The organism is Actinomadura sp. WMMB 499, assembly GCF_008824145.1.
Lineage (GTDB): Bacteria > Actinomycetota > Actinomycetes > Streptosporangiales > Streptosporangiaceae > Spirillospora.
Map to the genome: position 1 here is coordinate 1,048,975 of NZ_CP044407.1, position 4,985 is coordinate 1,053,959.

6 protein-coding genes are annotated in these 4,985 nt (G+C 74.5%); 1 reads left to right on the forward strand and 5 read right to left on the reverse strand.

All coding sequences use genetic code 11. The features are described 5' to 3' along the window. Positions 1-8: 8 nt before the first annotated feature. Both F7P10_RS04490 and F7P10_RS04495 read right to left on the reverse strand, forming a co-directional pair. A complete protein-coding gene (locus F7P10_RS04490; protein ID WP_151008206.1) occupies positions 9-962 on the reverse strand; it encodes an ornithine cyclodeaminase family protein in 954 nt (317 codons plus the stop codon). 24 nt (positions 963-986) lie between these two features. Then, positions 987-1,985, reverse strand: a complete 999-nt coding sequence (locus F7P10_RS04495; RefSeq protein ID WP_151008207.1) for an ABC transporter ATP-binding protein — start codon at positions 1,983-1,985, stop codon at positions 987-989. A gap of 337 nt (positions 1,986-2,322) precedes the next feature. On the opposite strand from F7P10_RS04495, the gene F7P10_RS04500 reads away from it, so the two are divergent. Beyond that, on the forward strand, positions 2,323-3,390 hold the full coding sequence (locus tag F7P10_RS04500; protein ID WP_151008208.1) for a S1 family peptidase: 1,068 nt from the start codon (positions 2,323-2,325) through the stop codon (positions 3,388-3,390). Between the two features lie 4 nt (positions 3,391-3,394). On the opposite strand, the gene F7P10_RS04505 is transcribed toward F7P10_RS04500, so the two are convergent. From F7P10_RS04505 to F7P10_RS04515, 3 genes are read right to left on the reverse strand one after another with little or no spacing between them, the layout of a single operon-like run. Continuing rightward, positions 3,395-4,129 carry a thioesterase II family protein gene (locus F7P10_RS04505; RefSeq protein ID WP_176611297.1) on the reverse strand — a complete coding sequence of 245 codons (735 nt, stop codon included), beginning with the start codon at positions 4,127-4,129 and terminating at the stop codon, positions 3,395-3,397. Then, a complete protein-coding gene (locus tag F7P10_RS04510) occupies positions 4,126-4,782 on the reverse strand; it encodes a GNAT family N-acetyltransferase (protein WP_254716387.1) in 657 nt (218 codons plus the stop codon). The genes F7P10_RS04505 and F7P10_RS04510 overlap by 4 nt, the downstream gene beginning before the upstream one ends. Continuing rightward, the gene (locus tag F7P10_RS04515; protein WP_151008209.1) at positions 4,775-4,984 is read right to left on the reverse strand and encodes an MbtH family protein; all 210 of its coding nucleotides are present in this window, start codon (positions 4,982-4,984) and stop codon (positions 4,775-4,777) included. The genes F7P10_RS04510 and F7P10_RS04515 overlap by 8 nt, the downstream gene beginning before the upstream one ends. Position 4,985 lies beyond the last annotated feature (1 nt).

The window sequence follows — 4,985 nt, forward strand, 5'->3', positions numbered from 1 at the left end:
GGGCGGGCTCAGGCGAGGAAGTCGAACTCGCGGCCGGTCCCGGCGGCGCGGGCGGCCTGGTAGGCGGCCCAGCTCAGCGCGAGGTCCTGCCAGGGCAGCCCGACCGGCGCGTACACCGTCACCTCCTCGTCGCGCACCCGGCCCGGGACCTCGCCGCGCAGCAGGTCGCGGAGCGTTCCGGCCGCGTGCCGGACCTCCAGGCCGGCACCGGCGAGCACGCCCATCTCGACGGCGAGCGCGACGTCGTCGACGACGACCCGGGCGTCCTTGAGCAGGTCGGCGCCCAGCTCGGCCTTGCCCGGCTCGTCGGCGCCGAGGGAGGTGACGTGCGCGCCGGGCGCGACGTCGGCGGCGCGCAGCAGCGGGCGGCGCGCCCAGGTGGCGGTGACGACGATCCCCGCCTCGCGCGCGGCGGCGCGCGGATCGGGGGCGACGGACGCGGGCGCGCCCAGCCGCGCGCCGTGCCGTTCGGCGAACGCGGCGGCGCGGCCGCCGTCCAGGTCGCAGACGGTGAGGGCGCGGACGGGGCGCAGCTCGGCGAGGCCGCGCAGGACGAGCTCCGCCTGGGCGCCCGCGCCGACGACCGCGACCGTGTCGGCGCCGGGCCGGGCGAGCGCGTGCGTGCCGAGCGCGGCGGCGAGCCCGGTGCGCCACGCGGTGACGGTGGCGGAGTCGAGCTGGGCGAGCAGCTCGCCGGTCTCCAGGTCGTGCAGGCAGACGACGCCGCGCAGCGCGGGCCGGTTCGCGGGGAACTTCGCGTTCACCTTGACCGTGTAGGCGGGCACGTCGGCGACGAGGCCGGGCAGCAGCGCGGTCGCGGTGCCCGGTCCGGGCAGCGGCGCGACCGTGCGGCGCGCCGGGGTCTCGGCCGGGGGCGCGGTGAAGCCGCGGCGGAGCGCGTCCAGGCACCCGGCCGGCTCCAGGAGCCCTTCGAGGTCGGAACGGTTCAGAAGGAGCGTCACCGGATCATTCTGCCGTTCCGGACGTCACGCGTCACGGACGGGGTACCGCCGGGCGGCGACGAGCGCGTCCCATTCGGTGAGCCAGTTGCGGCCGTTCTCGTCGACGAACGAGCCGGGCGGCGGCGACACCCGGTGCGCGGCGAGCCATTCCCCGGGACGGTGCATGGACGGCCGGATCCGCCCGTCGCTCGGCATGAGCTGCGGCGGGATCGGGGCGGGCGGCGGAACCGCCGCGCTCTCGGCGGCCAGCTCCGCGACATCCTTCTCCTCGGCCATCCCGATGGGTCCCTCGCGGCGGGCGTTGAAGAACTGGTTCACCGCCGGGTGCGTGCTGGACAGGATCATCTCGCGCGGCCCGAACATCACCAGGCCGCGGCGGAACAGGAGGCCGAGGTTGTCGGGCAGCACGCGGGCGGTGCCGATGTCGTGGGTGACGATGAGGAAGGTCGTCCCGAACTCGGCGTTCACGTCCACGAACAGCTGGTTGAGGTAGGCGGTGCGGACGGGGTCGAGACCGGAGTCGGGCTCGTCGGCGAGGATGATCTCCGGTTCCAGGACGAGCGCGCGGGCGAGGCCGGCGCGCTTCTTCATCCCGCCGGAGATCTCGCCGGGCAGCTTGCCGCCCGCGCCCGCCAGGCCGACCATCTCCATCTTCTCCAGGACGATCCGGCGGATCTCGGCCTCGCCCTTCTTCGTGTGCTCGCGGAGCGGGAACGCGATGTTGTCGAAGACGTTCATGGAGCCGAACAGGGCGCCGTCCTGGAACAGCACCCCGAACGTGCGGCGCATCCGGTACAGGTCGCGCTCGCGCAGCCGCGGGACGTCGCCGCCGCCGACGTAGACGTGGCCGCGGTCGGGACGCAGCAGCCCGACGAGGTTCTTGAGGAACACGGACTTGCCGGTGCCGGACGGGCCGAGCAGCGCGGAGATCTCCCCCGCCGGGATCGTGAGGGACACGTCCTCCCAGATGACCTGCCGTCCGAACGACTTCCTGAGCCCTTCCACCCGGATCTCGACGCCCATCGGCCCTCCCGTGCTCCCGCGCGGGGACCGGTGGCGGGAGGTTCCGCCGGTGCGCGTCCGGTCCCCCCGTCCCTTCCGTTGTACGCCGGGATCGGCCCGCTGGGGAGGCCCAGCCCGGGCCGTCGACGCCCCGTCGAACATCCCGTTGAACATTGAACGGAGCGTCGAAGGGCGCGGCCGGATCTCCCGCGCCGCCTGCGGATCGGTACTCAACGTGCCAACGCCTTCACACCCGTTTAGTCATCTTCTCGCCTTTCGTCCGCTTTGCCGGTTCCTCAAGCATGTGCGGTGTCTCCGGTGCACCGTCCGGGTGCACCGCTCCCCCCAGGAGGCACGAATGAACCAGCGTCACGGACGCGCCCGCACCGCGGCCGGTACCGCCGCGGCGGTCGCCGGCATCGCGGCGGCCGCCCTGGCCGCCGCCCCGCCGGCGGCCGCGACCCCCACCGCCCCCGCGTCCCCGGCCGCCCCCGGCACGGTGGCCGCCCAGCTCACCGAACGGCTCGGCGCCAGTACCGCGGGCGCCTACCTCGACGAGTCCAGCGGCAAGCTCGTCGTCACCGTGACCGACGGCGCCGCCGCGCGGACCGTCCGCGCGGCGGGCGCGCAGGCGCGGACGGTCGAGCGCAGCGGCGCGGACCTCGAGGAGGTCATGGCCGAGCTGAAGCGGGACGCGACCGTCCCCGGCACCGCGTGGGCCGTCGACCCCCGGACCAACCAGGTCGTCCTGTCCATGGACGGCACCGTCTCCGGCGCGGAGCTGACGAAGGTCCGGGCCGAGGCCGCCCAGCACGGCGCGGCCGTCCGCACCGAGCGGGTCGCCGGAGAGTTCCGCATGTTCACCGCCGGCGGCCAGGCCATCTACACGAACGGCGGCCGCTGCTCGCTCGGCTTCAACGTCCGCAGCGGAAGCACCTACTACTTCCTCACCGCCGGGCACTGCACCGATATCGGGTCGACCTGGACCGACGGCAGCGGCAGGACCCTCGGCAACACCGCCGGAAGCAGCTTCCCCGGCAACGACTACGGCATCGTGCGCTACACCTCGACCCCGCAGGACACCCGGGGCGTCGTCCACCTGTACGGCGGCGGCACCCAGGACATCACCAGGGCCGGGAACGCCGCGGTCGGCCAGACCGTCTCGCGCAGCGGCAGCACCACCGGGCTGCACCGCGGGCGGGTCACCGCGCTCAACCAGACCGTCAACTACCAGGAGGGCAGCGTCAGCGGCCTCATCCGGACGACCGTGTGCGCCGAGCCGGGCGACAGCGGCGGGTCGCTGTTCTCCGGGTCGACCGCGCTGGGCCTGACCTCCGGCGGCAGCGGGAACTGCACGTGGGGCGGCACCACGTTCTTCCAGCCGGTGACCGAGCCGCTCTCCCGGTACGGGGTGAGCGTCTACTGATCCGCTAGACGGCGGGGATCTCGAGGGTCCGCAGGACCTCGGCGATGACGTCGGGCTGCCGGTCGGCCAGGTAGAAGTGGCCGCCCGGCAGCGTCCTGAGGGCGAACCGGCCGTCGGTGACCGCGCCCCACCCGGCGGCCTGCTCCGGGGTGACGCGCGGGTCGTCGTCCCCGACGATCGCGGTGACCGGGACGGTGAGCCGGGTGCCGTCCCGGTGCGCGTAGCCCTCGATCAGCGCGAAGTCGTTGCGGACGTACGGCAGGACGAGCTCCCGCAGCTCCGGGTCCCGCAGGGCGTCGGCGTCGGTCCCGCCGAGCCGCACCATCTCGGCGACGACGCCGTCGTCGTCGCGTCCGGCGACCCGTTCGTCCCCCCGGTCGTGGGGCGCGCGGGCGCCGGACGCGAACAGGTGCACCGGGGCGCTCCCCCGTTCCTGCAGCAGGCGCGCCACCTCGTAGGCGATGACGGCGCCCATGCTGTGCCCGAACAGCGCGGTCGGACGGTCGGCGAGCGGGGCCAGCGCGCCCGCGACGAGCCGCGCGAGCCGGTACGCGTCGTCGATGAGCGGCTCCCCCATCCGGTCGGCGCGGCCCGGGTACTGGACGGCCTGCACCTCGACGGCTGGGCTGATCTCCTTGGCCCAGGTCCGGTAGAACACCGCCGACCCGCCCGCGTGCGGCAGGCAGAACAGCCGCATGGACGCCCAGGGGCGCGGCTCGGCGCAGCGGAACCAGCTCACGTGATCAATTCCTCCTCCTCGTCCCGGCGGGAGACGGCGCGCGGGTCGTGCGGCAGCGGCCACGGCGCCGTCCTGGGGTCGGGGACGAGCTTGGGGGCGACGGTCTCCGCGGCCACCTTAAAGCCCCGCCGCCCGTAGTTCGCCATCGCGTTGGGGTGATCGAGGCTGCTGGTGCGCAGCCACACGCGCGTGGCGGGGCCGCTGCCCGGCGCCCACAGCTCCCCGCGGCGCCACGCGCGGCGGACGCACTGCTCGACCAGGTACCCGCCGCAGCCGCGGCCGACGAACGCGGGCCCGAGCCCGACGAGGTGGATCTCGGTGTCGCCGCCGGGCTGCGCCTCGATCTCGAAGAACCCCGCGACGGTGCCCTCGGCCATCGCTATCCAGGTGCTCAGCTCGGGCCGCTCCACCCAGGCGCGCCAGTCCGCGTGCGACCAGCCGAACCGGTCCGTCCAGCAGACGCGGGCACCGACCAGCGCGTACATGGCGCGGTTGACCTCGGCGGACGGCCGTCCGGCCAGCGTGAACGTCATCTCGGCGGCGGGCAGCGGCGCGGGCCGCAGATCGGCGGCGTCGAGCATCTCCATCGTCCACTCGGTGACCGCGGGGATCTCGACGGGTCCGGTCCCGACGGGTCCGCCCGGCCTAGTCACCCATGGCCTCGATGAGGCTCTTGGGCCGCATGTCCGTCCAGTTCTCGTTGATGTGGTCGAGGCACGCCTGCCGGGTGTCCTCCTCCTTCGCGACCGTCCAGCCCGCGGGAACCGCGGCGAAGGACGGCCACAGCGAGTGCTGGCCCTCGTCGTTGACGAGCACGAGGTACGTGCCGTCGGGGTCCTCGAACGGGTTCGTCATG